Genomic DNA, 20,752 nt, shown 5'->3' with positions numbered 1-20,752 from the left:
CTGATCGCGATCGACGAAGCCTCCGGGCGAGGGCAACAGGGGGAAGCACCGGCATGGCGAAGTTGGGCGCGATCCTCGATCAGATCGATGCGGGGACGATGCTCCTCCCGGAGTTCCAACGCGGCTACGTGTGGAACCGCGACCAGGTCCGCGGCCTGATGCGGTCGCTGTACCGGGGCTACCCGGTGGGGGCCCTGCTCGTCTGGGAGACCGACGCCGCGGGCCAGGCCGTGCGCGGTGGACCGGCCGGGATCACGGGGACGCGCTCCCTCCTGCTCGACGGCCAGCAGCGGGTCACGACCCTGTACGGCGTCATCCGCGGTAGGCCGCCGGCGTTCTTCGAGGGCGATCCGGAGGCGTTCCGCGGTCTGCGGTTCAACGTCGAGACCGAGGCGTTCGAGTTCTACGGCCCGGTCAAGATGAAGGAGGATCCGCGCTGGATCGACGTCACCGGGCTGTTCGTCGAGGGGCCGGCGCCCGTCTACGCGCGGCTGTCCAACCATCCCGAGACCGCAGAGCGGTTCCCGGAGTACGTCGACCGGATCCAGCGGCTGCGCAACATCCTCGAACGCGACTTCCACATCGAGACGATCTCGGGACCGGACAAGACCGTCGACGTCGTCGTCGACATCTTCAACCGCGTCAACTCCGGTGGGACCAAGCTGTCGAAGGGCGATCTCGCGCTCGCCCGGATCTGCGCGGAGTGGGCCGATGCGCGCCCGACGATGCGCCGCAACCTCGACCGCTGGGCCGCCCGCGGGCTGCGGTTCACCCCGGACTGGCTGCTGCGCAACGTCAACGCCGTCGCGACGGGCAAGGCGCCGTTCGCGGCGCTGGAGCACGTCTCGGCCGTGGAGTTCCAGGACGCGCTCTACAAGGCCCTGCACAACATCGACCACCTGCTCGACCTCATCGCCGGGCGGCTGGGCCTCGACCACGACCGGGTGCTGATGGGGCGCGCCGCGTTCCCCGTGCTGGGGAGGTTGCTGCACGCCCGCGGCGGCCGGTTCGCCGACCTGCACGAGGCGGACCGGGCGCTGTGCTGGTACGTCCACGCCGCTGTCCGTGGACGGTTCGCGACGTCCGCGGACACGATGCTCGGCAGGGACCTCGAGACGATCGACCGCGAGGGCATCGACGGGGTCATCACCAGCCTGCGCCGCACCCGCAAGGGCAGCCTCACCATCGACGCGCAGGACTTCGAGGGCGCCGGCCGGGGATCCCGCTCGTACCCGCTGCTCTACATGGTCACCCGCACCCGCGGGGCCCTGGACCTGGTCACCGGCCGTCCCGCCGGCCTGGACACCGGCGCGGTCGAGGTGCACGAGATCTTCCCGAAGTCGCTGCTCGTCGGGCACGGCTACACCCGCAACGAGGTCAACGCGGTGGCGAACTTCGCGTTCGTGGCGCCGTCGTCGGCGATGGCGCTGACGAACCGGGCACCGGCCGAGTACCTCCCGACGATCGATCCGGCGATCCGCGCATCCCAGTGGATCCCCGACGATCCACGGCTGTGGCGGCCGGAGAACTATCGGAAGTTCCTCGCCGCCCGCCGCAAGCTGCTGGCCGCCGCGGCCAACGACTTCCTCGCGGACCTGATGGCGGGCAGCGTGCCCGCGACTTGGCGCGTGCCACCGCTGGTGGTCACCGACGAGACCGCCGAGACCGACGCCCGCGCGGCGCAGATCGCCGCGCTCGTCGAGGAGCTCACCGGCCTCGGCTTCGCGCGACCGGAACTGGGTCAGGAGATCCTCGACCCCGCGAGCGGCCGCGTCCTCGCCGTCGCCGAGGCGTACTGGCCGGACGGGCTGCAGGCCGGGCAGGGCAAGCCGGTCGTGCTCGAGCTCGACCCGGACGAGGCCGACATCCCGCGGCTCACCGAGCTGGGCGTGGAGGTCTTCACCTCGGTCGACGCACTGCGCGGCTACGTCCACCGGCTGCGGGAGGTGGTGTCGGGCGACAGGCCGGACACCTCGCCGGGGATCGCCGAGCCCGAGGAACCGGTCGAGATCCCGGTACCGGCCGGTGCTCTGGACGCCGCGCTGTTCACCTTGATCGAGCGGTGCCGGACCGAGGTCGACTACAACCCGATCCAGCTCACGGAGATGGCCCACCAGCACGGCGCGCTGGGCGCCATCCGCCGGCTCGTCATGGCGCCGACCCCGAGCGACGGGTTCGTGCGGCTGTGGAGCGTCGATCGGCTCGATCTCACCGTGGAGGCGCTGGTCCTCGACGAGCGCTTCTCGTCCTTCTTCACCGAGGCCGAGATCGCCGCTGCCCGCCGCCGCCTCGAACAGGCCCGTCCGGTGGTGGCGCGGTGAGTGGTGTCCCCACGCGTCCGGGTGCGTCCGGCTGCGCTCGGAACGGCGGGATCAGGGTGCACGTCGGGCGGAGAACGAGCAGGTGAGCACTGACATCGTGAGCGAGGAGCAAGCGTGGCTCGTCCGGGAGGCGGTCCGGTCGTGGCGGGACGGGCTGGTGAACCTCACCCGGTCGAACCGGCTGCTCAACTTCCCGGTGCGGAAGACGAGCGCGGTGCGGATCATGGACCCGCAGCCGGCCGAGGTCGTGCGGCGACTCGGCGCCGGTGAGGCCTTCACCTTCCGCGGCGCCGCCGTCGAGATGTCGAAGGAGCCGCTACCCGGCCCGACGCCCGAGAACCGCCGGATCGCGGTCCTGCGGTCGCCGATGCCGCACAAGGACATGGCGAGCACGCTGCGGAGCCTCATGCGCAAGTCGCACCAGGAGTACCTGGACCGCGGTCTGCGCATCCTCTACCTGGCCATCGGCACGCTCGAGTGGGCCGACGAGACCGGCACGGCCTTCTCGAGCCCGCTGCTGCTCGTCCCCGTGGAGCTCGAGAACACCGGGCCGCGGCAGCTGCCGCTGCTGCGCGGAACGGAAGACGATCCGCTGATCAACCCGGCGCTGACGCTGAAGCTCGGCGAGATGGGCATCGAGCTGCCGGGTCTGGGCAGCGAGGCCGCCGACGAGATCGTCGACCCGGCCACCGTCCGCGCCCGCATCGAGACGGCGGTGGCGGGCAAGCGCGGTTGGCGGGTCGAGGACGGCGTCGTCCTGTCCTACTTCACCTTCGCCAAGGAGGCGATGTACCGCGATCTCCTGGAGAACGAGGAGATCATCGCGGCGCACCCGGTCGTGACGGCCCTGGCCGCCGGCGGCCGGGGCGTGCCCGTCGGCGACTTCGGGTTCGACGAGATCGCCGACAGCGACATCGACCGGGTCGTGCCGGCCGACCGCATCCCGCTCGTCCTCGACGCCGACTCCTCCCAGCGGGCGTGCATCGCCGCCGCGGTCGAGGGGCGCTCGTTCGTGATGGACGGCCCGCCCGGAACCGGGAAGTCGCAGACGATCGCGAACATGATCGGCGCGCTCCTGCACGCGGGGCGCACCGTGCTGTTCGTGTCGGAGAAGGCCGCCGCGCTCGACGTCGTCCGTGACCGGCTCACCGAGGTCGGCCTGGGCGCGTACCTGCTGGAGCTGCACTCGAGCAAGGCGACCCGAAAAGAGGTCGCGGCCGAACTCGGGCGGGCGCTGAAGACCCGCCCGGTGGCGCGCGCGGGTCTGAGCGACAGCGATCGCGAGGGGCTGCTCGAGCGCCAGGAGAAGCTCAACCGCTACGTCGCGGCGATGAACGAGCCCCGCGCGCCGCTCAACGTGTCGCTGCACTCCGTGATCGGCCGGCTCTCGGGGCTGGCCGAGGTGCCGTCCGCGCCGCGGATGGCCCTGCCGGTGCGAGATCTGACGCCGCAGGTGTTCGGGGAGATCATGCGCACCGCGGAGGATCTCGCGCGGGCGTGGCGACCGGCCGAGCAGGGCTCCACCTATCTGTGGCGCGGTGTGCGCCCCGTGCACGCGATCCCTGCGCGCCTGCTGGCGGCCGAGCGGAGTCTGGACGACCTGCTGGCCGTGCTGGAGACGAACGCGCCGGTCGTCGAGGCGTTCGGGTTCGGCTCGCTGGCCGACGGGGAACGGCTCGCGGCGCTGCTCGAGCACTACGCGGCCCGGCCGGCCGTGCCGGCACGGTGGATCACCGACGCGACGGCGGCCGAGATCACCGGGGTGGTCGATCGGCTCACCGACGGGATCCGGACGGTGCACGAGCGGAGAGGCCACGTCGCGCTCGAGGCAGGTGCGCCGTGGGAGCGGATTCCTCGGGCCGACGGCGCCGTCGAGGAGGCCCTGCGCCTGCTCGACGGGATGGCACCGCCCGCGCTCGAGGTCGACGAGCTGACCGGTGACGCGCTCGACGCGCTGCTCGACCGCCTGCGCAACGACGTGTGGCTCCTCGGGAAGACCCAGGCTGAGCTCGCCGACATCGCGGCGGTGCTGCAGCTCCCCGTGCCGAGCTCGTTCCCGGAGATCGATCAGCTGCTCTCCGTCGCCGCGATCGCGAACGAGCAGGACCGGCCCGAGGCGGGGTGGCTGTCGCCCCGGGGACGCGCAGTCGCCCGGCAGGCGGTGTCCGACCTGGTGAACAGACGAGCCGCGCTGGATGCCGCCGAGGAGGCGGCGCGCCGGTTCTACGAGGACTCCGCGCTGGAGGCGGATGCCGCCGGCCTCGAGGAACGCTTCCGCACGCAGCACACCGGGCTGCGCCGGATGGGCGGCGCCTACCGGCGGGACAAGGCGGCGGTCGCGGCCTTCACCAAGGACGGGGTGTCGCCCGCCGACGCCCACAAGAACCTCGGCCTCGTCGTCGAGTGGCAGCGTGCGCTCGCGGCCTGGAACGACGTCGTCCCGCTCTACCGACGTGATCTCGGCTCGTACTTCGCCGGCCGGGACACGGACCTCGACCGGGTGTCGCGGGCCATCGATCGCGCCGACGCCATCGCGGCGCGCTTCCCACGCGCCGACCTCACCGGCGTCGCGGCGCACCTGACCGCCGGCGTGACACCCGCACCACGACTGGTCAGTGCGGTGCGCGCCGCGGCGTCCGCGCTGGGCGCGTGGCGGACCGCGCTCCATCAGGTCATCGACGTCGGGCCCGGTCCGCAGCTGCTCGGCCTCTCGCTCGCCGAGGTCATCGCGTGGCTGGACCGGCACATCACCGCGCTGGGGACGGTGCGGGAGGTCGTCGGCCGGCTCGAATCCGTGACGGGGCGGCCGTGGACCGTGCGCGGCACCCGCACGGTGCTGGCCCTGCGCCGGATGGCTGACGAGGCGTTCACCGCCTTCGAGCGCGACGCGGAGCAATACCGTCGCGAGCTGGGCGAGCTCTATCAGGGGCTGGAGACCGATCTCGGCGCGCTGCGGGCCGCCGCCGGCTGGGTGATCGAGCTGCAGCGCCAGGCCGGCGGACCGCTCACCACCGCGCAGGTCGAGGCGCTCCGCCACGGTGTCGCCCCCGATGTGGTGCGGGCGCGCGTGTCCGCGTGGCGGGCGAAACGCACCGACGTCGTCGAGTGCTTCGAGAGCTTCCGGCACGCCGAACTCCACGACGAGCTGGACCGGGCCGAGGAGGCGCGGGCGTTGCTGCGGGAGCTGCAGGACGACCCCGGCGGGCCGCTCGAGTGGCGCGCGTACCAGAAGGCTCTCGAGACCTTGCGCAAGCACGGTCTGGAGGCGACGGTCGACTTCTGCGTCCGTGAACGGATCCCCCAGGATCGGTTCCGGGACGTCGTCGAGAAGGCCGTGCTCACCGAGTGGGTCGAGCACGTCATGGGCACCGATCCCGATCTCCAGCCGATGCGGGCGCAGGACCGCGACGCGCTCGTCGAGGAGTTCCGGGTGCTCGACCGCAGGATCGTCGACACCGCGGTGGGCTCGATCATCGAGGCGTGCAACCGGCGCCGCCCGCGCAGCGTGCTGGGCGAGCAGGCGGCGGTGATCACCCGCGAGGCGGAGAAGAAGCGCAAGCACATGCCCGTGCGGGAGCTGATCGCCCGCACCCGCGACGTCACGCAGGCGATCAAGCCGTGCTTCATGATGTCGCCGCTGGCGGTGAGCCAGTTCCTGCCGCCCGATCTCCGCTTCGACGTCGTGATCTTCGACGAGGCCAGCCAGGTCGCGCCGATGGACGCGATCAACTGCATCTACCGCGGTAACGCCCTCATCACCGCAGGCGACGCCAAGCAGCTGCCGCCGACCAGCTTCTTCGCTCTGTCCGGGGACGAGAGCGACGAGTGGGACGAAGGCGCCGACGACGCGCAGGACTTCGAGTCGGTCCTCGATCTCGCCAAATCGTCGGGTGCGTTCAAGTCGCTGACGCTCAAGTGGCACTACCGGTCGCGGCACGAGTCGCTGATCGCGTTCTCGAACCACTTCTTCTACGGCGGGGAGCTCATCACGTTCCCCGGCGCCGACGACGAGGGGCCCGACGTCGGCATCGAGTTCATCCCCGTCAAGGGCGTCTACCGGCGCGGCGGGGCCCGGGACAACCCGATCGAGGCGCGGACGGTCGCCGAGCGGGTCCTGCACCACTTCGACACCCGGCCGGGGAAGTCGGTCGGGGTCGTCACCTTCTCCGAGACGCAGGCCTCGGCCGTCGAGGCGGCGGTCGAGGAGGCCCGCCGGGAGCGGCCGGACCTCGACCGGTACTTCACCGAGAACCGGCTCGACGGGTTCTTCGTGAAGGCGCTCGAGTCGGTGCAGGGCGACGAGCGCGACGTCATGATCTTCTCGATCGGCTACGGCCCGGACGAGGTCGGCAAGATCCACATGAACTTCGGGCCGCTCAACAAGCCCGGTGGGTGGCGACGGCTGAACGTCGCGATCACCCGTGCCCGCTACCGCAACGAGATCGTCAGCTCGATCAGCGCCGGGGACATCGTCACGTCGGCGAACGAGAACCTGATGCACCTGCGCCGGTACCTCGACTTCGCCGAGCGGGGCAAGGCGGCGCTCGCCCTCGACACGTCGGCGGGCGGGGATGCGGAGTCCCCGTTCGAGGAGTCGGTGATCCGCACCATCCGCTCCTGGGGTTACGAGGTGACCCCGCAGGTGGGGACGGCCGGGTACCGGATCGACATCGCCGTGCACCACCCGGACAAGCCGGGCGTGTACGTGCTGGGCGTGGAGTGCGACGGTGCGAGCTACCACTCGTCGCGGGTGGCGCGGGACCGTGACCGGCTGCGCGACCAGGTCCTCACCGGCCTCGGGTGGACGCTGCACCGCATCTGGAGCACGGCCTGGTACCACGACCGCGCCGGCGCCGAGCGCCGGTTGCGCGAGGCGATCGAGACGGCGATCCAGGCGCCCGTGCGCGGGCTCCTCGGCGGCGGAGGTGGGGAGCGGCCGACGTCGGCCGTGCCCGTCGAGCTCGAGGAGATCGACTACTCGATGGCACCCGACTGGACTGAGCCCTACACGATCGCCGAGATCGGTCCCCGCCCGCTGTTCTGCGAGCTCCACGAGCCCGCCGCGGAGCCCGCGATGCGCAAGGCGGTGGTGGAGATCGTCTCCGTCGAGGGGCCGGTGCACATCGACGTCGTGCGGCAGCGGCTGCGGGAGCGCTGGCGGATCGGCCAGATCGGCTCCCGGATCCGGGAGCGCCTCGACTCCGCCATCCGCATGTCCGGCGTGGTCCGCGAGGGCGACTTCCTCCACGAGTACGGCAACGGCACGGTCCGCGTCCGCACACCGGTGGAGGATTGCCGCCGCCCGGTCGACCACGTCCACCCCACCGAGCTGGCCCTCGCGCTGGAGAACCTCGTGCGGGACGCGGGCGCGATCAGCGAGGCGGACGCGATGGTGAACGTGGCCCGGATCTTCGGCTGGGGGAGGATCGGTGCGGGGATCCAGGCGCGGCTGACGTCGATCGTCGACACCCTCGTGGAGCAGGGGCGGCTGCGGCGTGCGGAGGGGGAGCTCAGCGCGGAGGCGGCGCGGTGAGCGGGTCGAGGGCGTGCTGGCGATCACCGTACGATCGGGATCGATCGCTGACCGGAGACGTCGAGCTGTCGGTCGACGACGTGACCGTGGACGAGGAGGACTGACCGATGGCTCCCCGCCCCGGCGCGCAGCGGCGCTGGTTCCAGGAACGTCCGTCCGACTACGCGTGGGAGCAGGACGGTCTCGACCACATCAAGCGGCTCATGCCGGACGCCGAGCCGTTCCGCGCCTGGGCGACCTTCTCGGCACCGCCGCGTCGGGCCGCATCCACGAGTGCGATCTGCTGATCGCGGTGCCGGGCGGGCTGTACCTGCTGGAGCTGAAGGCCCATCCGGGTGCCGTGGTGAATCACGGCGACACGTGGACGTTCCGCGAGGAGGGCAGCTCCCGGTGCGGACGCTGCGCAACCCGTTGCACTTCACCGACGCCAAGGCGAAGGAGCTGAAGGGCCGGCTCGAGTGGGCGGTGCGCAAGATCGGGCTGAAGCGCACGACCAGCTCCCGCGGGTCGAAGCGGCGATCTTCCTCAGCGATCCCGGATTGCAGTCGCACCTCGACGAGGTCCAGCGGGAACGCGTCTACGGCCGCGACGGGAGCGCCGTCGGTGTGCCGTGGGTGTGGCGGGACCTCCTGTCCCGGCCGCCCGCACGCGAGGACATGCGGATCACCCCCACGTTCTCCCGCGACGTCCTGCCGAAGCTGCTGAAGGAGATCGGCGTTCGGGCGTCGACGGCGCACCTGCGGTTCCACGAGGACTGGGTGCTTCGGCCGGAGCTGCTCGACGCCGGGCCGATGTGGAAGGACCGCCTCGCCGAGCGGCACGGGCTGGTGGACGAGACCGGCCGCGTGCGGATCTACCTGGCCGGCCAGAACGCGGGTGAGGAGCAGCGCGGAGCGTCGAGCGCGCCGCCCGGCGCGAAGAACCAGGTCCTGCAGGGCACCGCGCACCGCGGCATCGCGCAGGCCGTGGACTTCCGCGAGCACCAGGGCCGGCCCGCGATCCTGTTCCGCCACGGGCCGACCGACCTGCGGCTCGACTCCTACCTCGCGGTTCACGGCGAGCGGCTCGGCCCCGACGTGCGGCGGGATCTGGCCGCCCGGCTCGCGGACCCGGACGGCGCAGCGGGGGTCCTCGCCGAGCCCACCCGGTTCGTGCGCTGATCAGACCGGTCACGTGACCGCGCGCAAGTCGACCGCGAGCGAGCGGATCCGTCCAGCCGCCTCGTCGGGGTCCTCGTGCTCCCAGACCCGCACCGGAGTCCACCCAGCGGCGAGCACAGCCCGGTCCGTGTCGTGGTCGCGCTGGACGATCGACGCGAACTTTCGCTGCCACCACTCGCGGTTGGTGCGAGGGAGGTGCTGGTGCTGAGGGCACGAGTGCCAGAAGCAGCCGTCGACGTAGACGGCGATGCGCAGTCCGCGGAGCAGCACGTCGGCGCGTCTGCGTCGGGAGGTGCCCGGCACCGGTGCATCAACGAGGAACCGCATGCCGAGCGCGTGCAGACTCCGACGCAGCCGGAGCTCCGGCTACGTGTCGCGGCGTCGGTTGGCCTTCATGGTGGCGCTCGTCGCGGGTGAGCTCGGTGGTGGGGCAGGTCCTGGATCCACGCCCCGGATCATCGGCTGAGGAACCGACATCCAGACGCAGCGCCTCGGCGCCGCCAGGCAGGTCAGCGCGCCATCTCCTCCAGGAACGCCTGGGTCTCGGGGTCGGTCGAACACATGGCGGTGGCCTTCATCCCGCGGGTGAGCAGCACTTTGTAGGTATTGCGGATGAGCGCCGGGAACTCCTCGTCGGTGGCTCGCCTCACCTGCCCGTCGAACGACTTCTCGCGTCGCGCGACCCAGCGGTCGCCGCGGCGCACGAAGTCGTCGCCGACGATCACGCCCGACCAGTCGTACTCGAAACCTTGGGCGGTGTAGATGCAGCCGACCTGACCGAAGCCGCGTGGGTCGGAGGCCCAGAAGTGGGAAGGCGGAACACCTCGGACTCGGGTCTTCTCGGCTTTTGCATTCCAGGGGCGGCGCCAGGAGCCGATGACGACGTCGTCCTTGAGCACCTTTTCGCCGTCGACGATCTCCGGGTCGCTCCAGGGCCAGCAGTAGCCGGCGGCGATCCGCGCCGTTCCTCCGCCGCGCTCCTGCTGGGCCAGCAGCCATCCCTCGAGTGCCTCGGGGCCGGGCAGGGCGGCGACGACGTAGGTCTCGTCGGAGTCGTGGGTCAGCTCGGACCACGGCACCGGCGGCAGGTCGGTGAGGCCGAGGAGGCGGTGCACCCAGTCGTCGTACAGCTCGGATCCGCCGCAGCGGTACTGGCCGGCGAGCTCGACGACCCGTACCCGGCAGCCAAGAGCCTCCGCAGCCGCTCGGATCTCCTCCGCGGTACCCATCTCACCGGGTCGCACGACCTGGTGCTGGTCGAGCAGGAACACGGGCGTGCGGGCGACCTCGATGAGCTCCTGAACCTGCCGCTTCGCCTTCGCCCGGGCGGCGGCACGCGTGAACCGGTTGACGCTCGTCTCACGGATGCGGTGGGCCTCGTCGCAGATCAGCACGTCGAGGCTGTTCGGGGGGGTCTCGATGAACGAGTTGAAGTAGAGGAACATCTGCTCCACACGGCGGCTGCGCGAGCCGACGACGATCTTGCGCAAGGTCTGCGTGAATGAGCTGGACCCGGTCGCGTGCAGCACCCGCCGGCCCTGCCTTCCGAGGTTGCCGAGCAGGCTCAGCGCGATGACGCTCTTCCCTGATCCCGGACCGCCGAGGACGATGACGACCGTCTTCGTATTGTTGCGGTCGGCCTCGTCGACGGCCTGTTCGACGATCTTGTACGCGACCTGTTGCTCGTCGAGGAGCACGAACTGCTCGCGGTGCTTGACCTCGTCGGCCGCGTGCTGGAGAAGCTGCTTGGACGGCTCCTGACGGGCCGTGAGGAGATCGTCGGCGGCGCGGCCCGCGGCGGGCGCGGTCGCCGGGTCGGCGTCGAGCAGGGAGGTGAGGCGATCGAGGAACTCCTGCCGCCGGTCGCGGGTGTAGAGCTGCCCGTACTCGTCGATCGTGTACTCCGATAGCCGCCATCCGGAGGCTCCGGGGTTGTGCAGGTAGGCCAGTCCCCAGACGCCGGCGTGTCCATCGGCCAGCATCGGTGTGAAGTCGACGAGATGGTGGCAGTAGAGGCGGACCTGCTCGGCCGGGTGGAGCACTGGTTGCCCGTAGTGGGGGACCCGCACGAGGCCGCCCCCGATCGACTCCGCGTTCGTCCACTGCTTGAGCTCGACCAGCACGTACGACGGTCGCCGCGTCTTCGGGTGGATGCCGCAGAGGATGGCGTCGACGCGCTTCGGGCTGTAGGGCAGCTTGTGTTCGAGCAGGACTTCGACGTGGCCCAGGCCCGCCTGGCGAAGGTCGTCGAGGAACTCCGGCAGGCTGCGCTCCCACGATCGCAGCTCGCTCACCCCGGTCCGTGCGTCGAACTGGATGAAGGCCTGCCGGGCCAATTCGTCGTGCAGCTCCTTCGCCTGGGCCTTGGCCAGCAGGACGGCCGCCGCGCCACGGACCAGAGCCACAGATGTTCCCCTATGAAGGCACGCGTCATCGGCGTGCGGGTGGGGGCAACATCGAGCAGCGCTCGGAGCCCGTCGGGCCGCGTCGAGGAGTCTATGCGACCCGATCTTCGGCGACGACGATCGCCACCTCGTCCTCCGGCACCCGGTGCCCGGTCGTGCAGTGCACCTCCACCGTGATCGGCGCGCCGCAGCCCGCGTGCCTCGCCTCCACGTGCGGGTTGTGCGGGCGGTGCTTCGTGCCCCACTCGCCGAGGGCGAGCAGGATCGGGACGAGGGCGTGGCCGGCCTCGGTGAGGACGTACTCGTGCCGCTGCCGCCGGCCGGGCTCCTGGTAGGGCTGCTTGGCGAGCAGGCCCTCGGTGACGAGGCGGCGGAGCTCGCCTGCGGTCACCGACTCGGTGAGACCGGTGCGGCGGACGAAGTCGTCGAACCGGCTCGTGCCGTAGGCGGCCTCGCGCAGCAGCAGCACCGTCGAGCGGCGGCCGAGCAGGGTGATCGCGCGCTCGATCGGGCACGCATCGCCCAAGGCGGGTCGCTCCGGGTCGGCGGCCCAGCCGGTCAACTGCACCGTCACGGTCTCCAGCCTAGGCATCTGCGAAGTCAGCCGTGGAACGCAACGAACGGCCCTTTCGTCCACCCCGAGTGGACGAAAGGGCCGTTCGTTGCGGCGTACGCGCGACCGCATCGCGCGCGCCGTCCGGGGTTGCCGCCACGTCACGCTGGTCGTCGACGATGCCGGCCGGGCCGCGGCCGATTCGCTGCTGCGCGCGGATCCCGACGAGGCGCGGGCCGAGCCGCAGACGACCTACCTCGGCCCGCTGCAGGTGATCCGGGCGCTCGCGCGGAACGGGGAGGGTGATCGTCGGCGTCCGGTCCGTCCTGTCCTGGCTGCAGCTGCCCTCTGCGAGCACGTCCGCAGCGTCGAAGGCGGCGGTATGGTCGCTCACCAACGCGGCCCAGGGCACGCTCGTCGTCGGTGCGCACCTGGGGTTCATGGACACCGGCACGACCGCGGGCCTCGACGTGCCCGAGATCCCGCCGGCGCAGGCCGCCGCGCAGACCCGACCTCGCAGCCGCGGGTGCGGAGGAGGTGTTGGCCGACGAGGTCACCCGGGGGCGAATCAGCTGCCCAGCGGCCCACCGGTGGGGCTGGTCGGCGCCCGGTGATCATGGTCGCGGCGCGCTGTGGGCGGCAGGCGATCCTCTAAGCTGATCGCCCGACGACCGGGGCCCTCGGCAGGCGGGGCACCGGGTGGTGCTCAGCGAGAGCGGGGTGGTCCGCTGACCGAGGTGCTCGACGAGCTCACGTCGCCACCGACCACCGTCGGGGCGGTCGTGGTCGCGACCGTGGTGGTGTTCGCGATCGTGCTCAGCGTCCACCGGCTGGGCGGGCCGCGGGTGCGCACTCCGCTGACCGCCGCGGACCTGGCGCTGGCCACGATGCTCGGCGCGATCGCCGCACGCACCACGCTGCTGGACAGCCCGACGCTGGTCACCGGTGTGGTGGCACTGCTGGTCCTGGTCCTCCTGCACCGGGTGCTGCGGAGGGTCCGGCGGCGCGCACCGCTGGTGCTGATGAGCGACGGCGTGCCGGATCCGGCGGCGCTGCGGCGGGCTCGGCTCGACGAGGACGACCTGCGCCAGCGGCTGCGGCAAGCCGGGATCACCCGCCGCAGCGACGTCTGGCGGGTGATCCTCGAACCCGACGGGCAGATCAGCGTGCTGCGCGCGGGCGGCGACGACCCGTGGATCGTCGCCGACGTCGACCGGCCGGGCGCCCGCGCACCGCGGCCGTGACCGCCGGCCCTGTCGCCCACCCTCAATGCCGCAGACCCCGCCAGGGGTGCAACGAACGGCACTCTCGTCCACTCAGAGTGGACGAAAGTGCCGTTCGTTGCGTGCGCGGGGTGCGGTTCGGGCGGGGTCTCCGGCTCAGCCCTGCGCCGCCACCGGCTCCTCGGCCCAGCTCTCGACGCGCCGGAGGAACGCCGGGAAGTCCTCCCGGAACCACGAGTGCCCCGATCCCGCCACCACCTCCACGACGAGCCCTCGCCGCCGCAGCTCCTCGGTGTGCTCGGGGGTGATGTACTCGCTCGGGTCCGCCGCGAGCACGAGGGACGGGCGCAGCGCCGCCTCGGGGGAGTGGTCGTACGCCCCGCCGTCGGTGAGGCCCGCGACGACGGCCGGGTCGGTGCGCCACATCGAGGCCCACCGCAGCTGCACGTCGTCGTCCGGCCAGCGGGCGGCGAGGGTGGCGCGCAGCTGGCCGGGATCGGTCCAGCTGAGCCAGCTCGTCCACTCCGCCCGGAACGCCGCGGCCTGCTCGGCGGTCATCCGCCAGGCCGGATCGAGGTGGACGACGCGGCCGATGTCGAGGCCGTGCTCGGCGATCGCGAGGGAGAGACCGCCGAGCGAGTGCCCGATCGCGAGATCGATCCGCTCGCCGGCGAACGTGTCGATCAGGTCCAGCGCCCAGTCCGTGGGCGAGTAGCGGCCCCGCGGGCTGGCGCCGTGACCGCGCAGGTCCGGGGTGAGCACGCGGTAGCCCCGCTCGACGAGCGCGGGGACGAGGCGGTGCCAGCAGGTGCTGTCGCTGAACAGGCCGTGGACGAGCAGCGCGGTCCGCGCGCCCGCCCCGGCCGTGGAGACGTGGAGGTGCACGGGCCGAGCCTCACCCGCAGCCGCGCGCCGTCGCGAGCTCCGGTTGCCACTCACCGGCATCCACCCCGCGACGCGCCGCGGATCGGTCCGTCGGTTGCCACTGGGCGGACGCGAAAGCTCCCCTCGCCGGTCGGGTTCCGCCGAGCATCGTGCGCACCCCGACGGCGGACGGCATCCTGCCGCCCGCCCCGACCCTCGACGGCGAGGAGACCGCATTGCACACTCCGGCACGCGACGACACCGGTGACCCGGACGCCGCCCGCCGCGCCGCCCGCGCGGCGTTCCTCGGCGGCACGCTCGAGTACTACGACTTCGGCATCTTCCTGACCGCGTCGTCGCTCGTCTTCAACAAGATCATGTTCGCGGGCGACGCGACGAGCGCGACGCTCGCGAGCCTCATGACGTTCGGCCTGGCCTACGTCGCGCGTCCGCTCGGCGCGATCGTGCTGGGCAACCTCGGTGACCGCTTCGGCCGCAAACGCATCCTGGTGGTCACCCTGCTGCTCATGGGCGGCTCGACGTTCCTCATCGGCTGCCTGCCCACCTACGCAGCCGCTGGCCTGGCCGCGCCCGTCCTGCTGATCGCGTTGCGGCTCGTCCAGGGCGTCTCCGCGGGCGGGGAGATCGCCGGGTCGAGCGTGCTCGTCGTCGAGCACGCCCCGGCCCACCGGCGCGGCTTCTACGGCTCGTGGGCGATCAACGGCCCGATCGCCGGGTTCGTGCTGTCCAGCGTGGTGTTCGTCGGCGTCGCCGCGATGCCCGAGGACGTGCTGCTGAGCTGGGGCTGGCGGGTCCCGTTCTGGGCGAGCGTGCTCGTGCTGGCCGTCGCCTACCTGGTGCGGCGCACGATCGAGGAGCCGGAGGTGTTCGTCCGCGAGGCCGCCGCGCCCACCACGACGCCGCCGCTGCGGCAGCTGCTGCGCCAGAGCCCGGCGATGCTGCGGCTGGCGGCCTGCGCGATGTTCACGACGGTCAACACGATCGTCTCGGTCTTCGGCCTCACCTACGCCACCCAGACGGTCGGCCTCTCGGCGTCGCTGATGCTCGCGGTGTCGATCGTCGCCAACGTGATCGCGATCCCGGTGCAGACGCTCGGCGGGATGTTGTCCGACCGGATCGGCCGCCGCCCCGTCATGGTCATCGGCTCCCTCGGCTGCGCCGCGGGCATCTTCGGGTACTTCGCGGCCATCACCGCGCAGGAGCCGGTGCTGGTGTTCGTCGCGGCGATCGTGTCGACCGGGGGGTTCTACTCGCTCGCCAACGGCGTCTACCCGTCGTTCTTCGTCGAGATGTTCCCGACCCGCGTGCGCTACACCGGCACCGCGATCGGCCTGCAGATCAGCCAGCTGGTCGCCGGGTTCGCACCGGTCGTCGCGCTGGCGCTGGCCGGCGGAGCGGCGACGCACTGGCTGCCCGCAGCAGTGCTCACCGCCGGGCTGTGCGGCCTGTCGGCGGTGGCGGTGCTGACCGCGCGGGAGACGTTCCGCACCCCGCTCGGCAGCCGCCGGCCGGAACCCGCGGTGTCCTAGGCTGCGGCGCGCTCGGCCAGCGGACGGCGACGCAGGCCCGGATCCAGCAGGGCAGGCGGCCGGTAGTCCTGGTCGAGCGCGCCGACGTCAGTCCCGGGCGGCACGATCGCGTCGATCCGGTCGAGGACGTCGTCGGTGAGCCGGACCTCGAGCCCGGCCAGCAGGTCGTCGAGCTGGGCCGTGGTCCGCGGGCCGAGCAGTGCGCTGGTGACGCCGGGGTGGGCGATGACGAAGGCCATCGCGAGGTGGGTCATCCGCAGGCCCGCCTCGGCGGCCAGCGGCACGAGCTGCTCGACGACGTCGAGCCGGCGTTCGTCGCTCAGGTGCCGCAGCAGAGGAGCCCGGCGCAGCTCGTTCGGCCCGCCCCGGCGCACGCGCCCGGTGAGCAGGCCCTGCGCGAGCGGGCCCCAGATCAGCGTGCCCATGCCGAAGCGCTGCGCCAGCGGCAGCACCTCGCGTTCGACGCCGCGGTTGAGCAGGGAGTACGCGGTCTGCTCGCTGCGGAACCGGGCCAGCCCGCGGCGTTCGGCGACCCACTGGGCGTCGACGATGTCGGACGCGAGGCTCTGCGACGCGCCGATCGCGCGGATCTTGCCGGTGCGCAGCAGGTCGGTCAGCGCGGCCAGCGTCTCCTCGACGTCGGTCGTGGGATCGCTGCGGTGCACCTGGTAGAGATCGATGTGGTCGACCTGCAGTCGCCGCAGCGAGTCCTCGACGGCGGTGACGATCCAGCGCCGCGATGCGCCCCGGTGGTGCGGGTGCTCATCGACCGGGCGGCCGAACTTGGTGGCGAGCACGACGTCGTCGCGACGGCCCCGCAGCGCTTTCCCGACGACCTCCTCGGAGTCGCCGTACGCGTCGGCGGTGTCGATGAGGTTGATCCCCGCGTCGAGTGCCTTGTGGATCATGCGGGCGGAGTCGGCGGGGTCGGGGTTGCCGACGGACGTCGCGAACATCATCGCGCCGAGTCCGTAGGGGCTGACCGCGATGCCGGTCCGGCCGAGGGTGCGGTGGTGCATGGGTGTCTCCCGCGAGAGCTACCGGCCGGCGTACGCTGACCGTAAGTGGAAACCGATTCCGGAACTATATGGAACGGTTTTCCGGTTACGCAAACCGAGAGGACCCACGGTGACCCGACAGCGGCGCGCCGACGCCCGGCGCAACGTCGAGGCGCTCGTCGAGGCGGCGCGGACGGTCTTCGACACCTCAGGCGTGGACGCCCCGGCGAAGGAGATCACCGATCTCGCCGGGGTGGGCGTCGGCACGCTGTACCGGCACTTCCCGCAGCGCGCGGACCTGGTCAAGGCCGTCGTGCAGACGGGGATCGACGACCTCGCCGAGGCCGGGTCGAAGCTGTCCGCCGCCCACCCACCGGCCGAGGCGCTCGCGCTCTGGATCGATCGCTACGTCGAGCTGCTCGGGACCAAGCGCGGGCTCGCGTCGGCCCTGCACTCGGGCGATCCCGCCTTCGCCTCGCTGCCCGGCTACTTCATGGAGCGGCTGGGACCCCCGCTCACGGCCCTGCTCGACGCGGCGGCCGCGGACGGCGCGATCCGCAGCGACGTGGGCGCCGAGAACCTGCTGTACGCGATCGCGCTGCTGTGCCGGCCCGTGCCCGGCCGCGGACCGGACTACGGCAGGCGCATGGTCGCCGTCCTCGTCGACGGACTGCGGCGCTAGCCCTCCCGCACGCCGCTCCACGCCGCCCACAGCTGCGCGTACCGCCCGCCCGAGGCGAGCAGCTGCTCGTGCGGGCCCTGCTCGACGACGCGGCCCCCGTCCAGCACGACGACGGTGTCGGCGGCCGCGGCCTGCGACAGCCGGTGCGCGACGACGATCGCGGTGCGCCCCTCGGTCACCGCCCGCGCCGCCGACTCCAGCTCCCTGGCCCCGGCGCTGCCCGCGTCGGCGGTGGCCTCGTCGAGGATCACGACGGGCCGGTCGGCGAGCACGAGCCGGGCGAGCGCGAGCTGCTGGGCCTGCACCACGGTGAGCGAGTGTCCGCCGGCGCCGACGACGGTGTCGAGGCCATCGGGCAGCGCATCGGCCCACTCGAGCGCACCCGCGGTGGCGAGGGCGGCGCGCAGCTCCTCGTCGGTGGCGTCGGGTCGGGCAAGGCGCAGGTCGTCGGCGAGCGACCCGGCGAAGACGTGCACCTCCTGGGAGATCAGCGCGACCGTCTCCCGGGTCTTCGCCGGTCCCAGTTCGGCCAGCGTCGCGCCGCCGATGCGGACCTCGCCGCGGGTCGGGGTGTGCACGCCGGCGACCAGCGCGGCGAGCGTGGTCTTGCCGGCGCCGCTCGCCCCCACCAGCGCGACCGTGCTGCCCGGGGCGACGTCCAGGTCGACGTCGGCGAGCACATCCTGCCCTGGTCGGTACGCGTGCCCGAGCCCCCTCGCGAGCACTCGGCCGTCGGCGGGCTCGGCGGGCCGTTGCGGCTCCGCCTCCGGCGGCAGGTCCACCACACCGATCAGGCGGGCCAGGCTCGCCCGCGCCGACTGCAGCGAGTCGAGCAGGAACAGCAGCTCGTTGATCGGGTTGAACAGGTTGATGAAGTACAGCGCGGCGGCGCTGGCCGCGCCGACCGTCACGCCGCTGCCGAGGTCATCGCCCACGAGCAGGAACCCCGTGGTGAGCACAGCGGCGACGCCGATGAACTCGGCGGCGTTGAGCCGGGCGAAGAACCGCGTCTGCAGCCGCACCACCTGCATCGCGACCCGGACGACGTCCTCCGTGCGCAGCCGCACCTGCTCGGTGTGCTCGTCGGCGAGCCCGAACGCGCGCACGGTGCGCAGCCCGCCGAACGTGTCGAGCAGCTGCTGCTGCTGGGCACCGCCGACGATCCGCTCCGCCGCGTAGAGCTGCGGGGAGCGGCGCAGGTACCAGCGCGCCGTCAGCGCCTGGACGGGCACGGCGCACAGCGCGGCGACGAGGAACCGCCAGTCGAGCGCGGCCAGGCCGACCCCGGTGAGCGCGATCATGAGCGCGGCTCGGACGAACGCCGGGACGGCCTCGCGCACGGCCTCGCCGAGCACCTGGACGTCGGTGCCCACCCGGGAGGTGAGATCACCTGCCCCGGCCGCCTCGATCCGGCGCAGCGGCAGCGCCAGGACGGACTCGACGAACCGCCGCCGCAGCTGCGCGAGCAGCGTCTCGCCGAGCCGGCCCATGAGCGCGATCCCGACGACGGCGAGCGCGCCCTCGACGAGCGCGATCCCGGCGAGCAGCAGGGCCGGGGCGGTGATCGCCGACGCCGGTCGGTCCTCGACGACGAGGTCGACGATCCAGCCGAGCAACGGTGCGGCGACGAGGTTCGCTCCGATGGCGCCGAGCAGCGCCGCGAACGCCGCGAGCGCGACCCACTTCCGAGGGCGCACCAGCTCGGCGACGACGGCCCGGATCCGCGCCGGAGGCGCGACGGGCAGCAGCTCGCGCTCCCTCATGCGAGCACCACCTCCCGGTAGTCGGCGCGGTCGAGCAGTTCAGCGTGCTTGCCGTCGGCCACGATCCGGCCGTCGCGCACCACGAGCACTCGGTCGGTGACGTCCAGCAGCGTCGGGTTGCTCGTGACCACGACGGTGGTGCGGTCGCGGCGCAGCATCCGCAGCGCGGTGGCGACCTGCGCCTCGGTGACCGGGTCGAGCGCGGTCGTCGGGTCGTGCAGCACCAGCACCGGTGGATCGGCGGCGAGCGCGCGGGCGAGCGCGACCCGCTGCCGCTGCCCGCCCGAGAGCGACGAGCCCTGCTCGGTGACGGCGGTCTGCGCGCCGACCTCGTCCGCCCGGGCCGCGGCCAGCGCGGGCGCGGGATCGCGGTCCGGGGCGGCCGAGCGGACGTTGCTCTCGACGGTGCCGGCGAACAGCTGCCCGGCGTGCGGAGCGACGAGGACGAGCCGCCGCGCCACGGCCGGCGGGTACTCGGTGAGCGGCACCCCGTCGACGGCGACGGTGCCGGCCGGTGGATCGACCTCGCGGCCGAGGCAGTCCAGCAGCGCGGTGGCCGCGGCCGCGTCCGGGCAGACGACGCCGACCAGCTCGCCGGCGGCGACGTCGAGGGTGAGCCCGGACAGCGGGCCGTGCGACAGGTGCGCGATCCGCAGCGCGCCGCGGACCCGCTCCGGTGCGGGCCGCGACCCGGAGGTGACGGCCGGCCCGGTGGCCAGCACGTCCGCGACGCGGGTTGCCGACGCGCGGCCCTGGGCGAACATCCCGTTGGCCCAGCCGATCGCCTGCAGCGGACCGACGAGGAACTGCGCGAGCCCGACCGCCGACACCAGCCCGCCGACCGTGAGCGCACCGTCCGCGGCGAGCCGGCCGCCGACGTACGCGATCAGGGCGAGGAACAGGCCGTTGGCCGTCAGGATCGTGCCCTGGTACCAGGCGTGCGCGTTGGTGACCGTGAGCGTGGCGGTGAGCGCGTCCTGGTTGATCGCGGCGTAGCGGTGGGCGGCGGCCCGCTCGGCGCCGATCCCCTTGAGCACCCGGATGCCGGCGACGAGGTCGGCCGCGACGCCGGAGGCCCGTGCTGCGTGCTCCTGCGAGGGCTCGGCCCGCCGCTCGATAGGCCGGCCGGCCCGTTCGACGAGGTAGAGCAGCGGGGGCGTGCCGAGCAGGATCAGCAGCCCCAGCGGCACCGAGATGACCAGCAGCGACACCGCGGCCACGATGAGCGCGGCGAAGGCCGCGACGAGGTGCGGCAGAGCGTAGTTGACGACGCCGATGCGCTTGGTGTCGGACGTCGCGATCGTGGCCAGGCTGCCGGGCAACCGCCCGGCCTCGGCGCCGCCCGCCGGGTCCAGCACCCGCCGGGTGAGCATCATCCGCAGCCGCTGGTCGGAGCGGACGTCGCCGGCCCAGGCCTGCCGTGCCCCGAGCCGGTAGCTCGTCGAGAGCACGAGGAAGTCGAGCCCGAGCACCGCGAGCCACGTGATCAACGCCACGGGATCGCCGGTCGTCACCGCCTCGTCGATCACCACTCCGACGAGGACGGGCACGAGCGCCTCGCCCGCTTGGTGGCCGCAGAACAGCAGCGACGCGAGCAGCACGGGGCGCCGATGCGCCCGGACACAGCTGCGCAACAGCCGTCGACCGGAGTCGGATCGCGGCATCGGATCCCCTTCGTCGTCGTGCGGCGGCTGCCGCGC

General features: G+C 72.7%; 15 protein-coding genes. 7 read left to right on the top strand and 8 right to left on the bottom strand.

Annotation, left to right across the window (positions count from 1 at the left end; translation table 11 throughout):
- Positions 1–53 precede the first annotated feature (53 nt).
- The 4 genes from BUE41_RS06975 to BUE41_RS06960 all read left to right on the top strand — a co-directional run bounded on the left by BUE41_RS06975 (position 54) and on the right by BUE41_RS06960 (position 9,014).
- Positions 54–2,321 (top strand): GmrSD restriction endonuclease domain-containing protein, encoded by a 2,268-nt coding sequence (locus BUE41_RS06975; RefSeq protein ID WP_073456052.1) that lies wholly within the window; start codon positions 54–56, stop codon positions 2,319–2,321.
- An 82-nt stretch (positions 2,322–2,403) separates the two neighbouring features.
- Complete coding sequence (locus tag BUE41_RS06970; RefSeq protein ID WP_073456050.1) at positions 2,404–7,854, top strand: DUF3320 domain-containing protein; 5,451 nt, start codon at positions 2,404–2,406, stop codon at positions 7,852–7,854.
- Positions 7,855–7,961: 107 nt separating this feature from the next.
- Positions 7,962–8,141, top strand: coding sequence for a hypothetical protein (locus tag BUE41_RS06965; protein WP_073456049.1), 180 nt, complete (start codon positions 7,962–7,964; stop codon positions 8,139–8,141).
- Between the two features lie 252 nt (positions 8,142–8,393).
- On the top strand, positions 8,394–9,014 hold the full coding sequence (locus BUE41_RS06960) for a hypothetical protein (RefSeq protein WP_143172009.1): 621 nt from the start codon (positions 8,394–8,396) through the stop codon (positions 9,012–9,014).
- Positions 9,015–9,023: 9 nt separating this feature from the next.
- Here BUE41_RS06960 and BUE41_RS31745 read toward each other — a convergent pair whose 3' ends face one another.
- The 4 genes from BUE41_RS31745 to BUE41_RS06940 form a co-directional block, all read right to left on the bottom strand.
- Complete coding sequence (locus BUE41_RS31745; protein WP_268794448.1) at positions 9,024–9,368, bottom strand: PDDEXK family nuclease; 345 nt, start codon at positions 9,366–9,368, stop codon at positions 9,024–9,026.
- 155 nt (positions 9,369–9,523) lie between these two features.
- On the bottom strand, positions 9,524–11,419 hold the full coding sequence (locus BUE41_RS06950) for a DNA/RNA helicase domain-containing protein (RefSeq protein WP_073456045.1): 1,896 nt from the start codon (positions 11,417–11,419) through the stop codon (positions 9,524–9,526).
- 91 nt (positions 11,420–11,510) lie between these two features.
- On the bottom strand, positions 11,511–11,993 hold the full coding sequence (locus tag BUE41_RS06945; RefSeq protein WP_073456043.1) for a winged helix-turn-helix transcriptional regulator: 483 nt from the start codon (positions 11,991–11,993) through the stop codon (positions 11,511–11,513).
- Positions 11,994–12,003: 10 nt separating this feature from the next.
- Positions 12,004–12,366: a hypothetical protein gene (locus tag BUE41_RS06940; RefSeq protein ID WP_143172008.1), complete on the bottom strand. Its 363-nt coding sequence runs from the start codon at positions 12,364–12,366 to the stop codon at positions 12,004–12,006.
- Positions 12,367–12,709: 343 nt separating this feature from the next.
- Between BUE41_RS06940 and BUE41_RS06935 the strand changes: the two genes are divergently transcribed.
- Positions 12,710–13,216: a YetF domain-containing protein gene (locus BUE41_RS06935; protein WP_073456040.1), complete on the top strand. Its 507-nt coding sequence runs from the start codon at positions 12,710–12,712 to the stop codon at positions 13,214–13,216.
- A gap of 135 nt (positions 13,217–13,351) precedes the next feature.
- Here BUE41_RS06935 and BUE41_RS06930 read toward each other — a convergent pair whose 3' ends face one another.
- On the bottom strand, positions 13,352–14,080 hold the full coding sequence (locus tag BUE41_RS06930; protein WP_073456038.1) for an alpha/beta fold hydrolase: 729 nt from the start codon (positions 14,078–14,080) through the stop codon (positions 13,352–13,354).
- Positions 14,081–14,229: 149 nt separating this feature from the next.
- Here BUE41_RS06930 and BUE41_RS06925 point away from each other — a divergent pair, with 149 nt between their 5' ends.
- Positions 14,230–15,609 (top strand): MFS transporter, encoded by a 1,380-nt coding sequence (locus BUE41_RS06925; protein WP_234997022.1) that lies wholly within the window; start codon positions 14,230–14,232, stop codon positions 15,607–15,609.
- On the opposite strand, the gene BUE41_RS06920 is transcribed toward BUE41_RS06925, so the two are convergent.
- Entirely contained in the window at positions 15,606–16,628 is a 1,023-nt protein-coding gene (locus BUE41_RS06920) for an aldo/keto reductase (RefSeq protein ID WP_073456036.1), read from the bottom strand. The two genes, BUE41_RS06925 and BUE41_RS06920, sit on opposite strands and share 4 nt — an antisense overlap.
- Before the next feature lie 109 nt (positions 16,629–16,737).
- Between BUE41_RS06920 and BUE41_RS06915 the strand changes: the two genes are divergently transcribed.
- Positions 16,738–17,289 carry a TetR/AcrR family transcriptional regulator gene (locus BUE41_RS06915; protein ID WP_073456035.1) on the top strand — a complete coding sequence of 184 codons (552 nt, stop codon included), beginning with the start codon at positions 16,738–16,740 and terminating at the stop codon, positions 17,287–17,289.
- On the opposite strand, the gene BUE41_RS06910 is transcribed toward BUE41_RS06915, so the two are convergent.
- Positions 17,286–19,052, bottom strand: a complete 1,767-nt coding sequence (locus BUE41_RS06910) for an ABC transporter ATP-binding protein (protein WP_073456034.1) — start codon at positions 19,050–19,052, stop codon at positions 17,286–17,288. The two genes, BUE41_RS06915 and BUE41_RS06910, sit on opposite strands and share 4 nt — an antisense overlap.
- Complete coding sequence (locus BUE41_RS06905; protein ID WP_073456033.1) at positions 19,049–20,716, bottom strand: ABC transporter ATP-binding protein; 1,668 nt, start codon at positions 20,714–20,716, stop codon at positions 19,049–19,051. The genes BUE41_RS06910 and BUE41_RS06905 overlap by 4 nt, the downstream gene beginning before the upstream one ends.
- Positions 20,717–20,752: the final 36 nt, after the last annotated feature.

Origin of the sequence: Pseudonocardia thermophila (assembly GCF_900142365.1) — a bacterium.
GTDB lineage: Bacteria > Actinomycetota > Actinomycetes > Mycobacteriales > Pseudonocardiaceae > Pseudonocardia > Pseudonocardia thermophila.
The sequence above is the reverse complement of the archived record's forward strand: the minus strand, read 5'-3'. Positions and strand labels throughout refer to the sequence as shown.